Raw genomic sequence first — 399 nt, 5'->3', positions numbered from 1 at the left:
TCCACCGACGTGTCGTAATTGCGCTCGGCGTGCAGCTTGATCTGCTCCGAACCCTGCTTGTCCTCGAAGCGGAACATGTTGGCGTTGCTGCTGTTGCCGCCGGGCGTGCGCGTGAGAAAGCCGCTTTGCGTGGCCGAGTCGGGCAGGTTGAACGGCGGCATCTGCGAGGCGTTGTAGACGCGTCCTGTGATGAGCGGGCGATCGATGTTGCCGTTCATGAAATCCACCACCACTTCCTGACCGATACGCGGGATGTAGATCCCACCGTAATTCGAACCGGCCCAGGCATCGGAGACGCGTACCCAGCACGAGCTGTTCTCGTCGCTCTTGCCGTAGCGGTCCCAGCGGAATTGCAGCTTCACGCGGCCGTGCTGATCGGTCCAGATGGTCTCGCCTGCC

The 399-nt window shown here is 62.2% G+C and carries 1 protein-coding gene; it reads right to left on the bottom strand.

Going from position 1 to position 399, the window contains the following annotated elements; all coding sequences use genetic code 11:
• Window positions 1-399: type VI secretion system tip protein TssI/VgrG (gene tssI, locus QCE62_RS35375; protein WP_309928050.1), on the bottom strand; the 399-nt coding region annotated here is incomplete at both ends.

It is taken from the genome of Caballeronia sp. LZ033 (genome assembly GCF_031451265.1).
In the GTDB taxonomy this organism is placed as follows: domain Bacteria; phylum Pseudomonadota; class Gammaproteobacteria; order Burkholderiales; family Burkholderiaceae; genus Caballeronia.
Note: the sequence above shows the minus strand (reverse complement) of the source record. Positions and strands in the feature narration are given on the sequence as shown.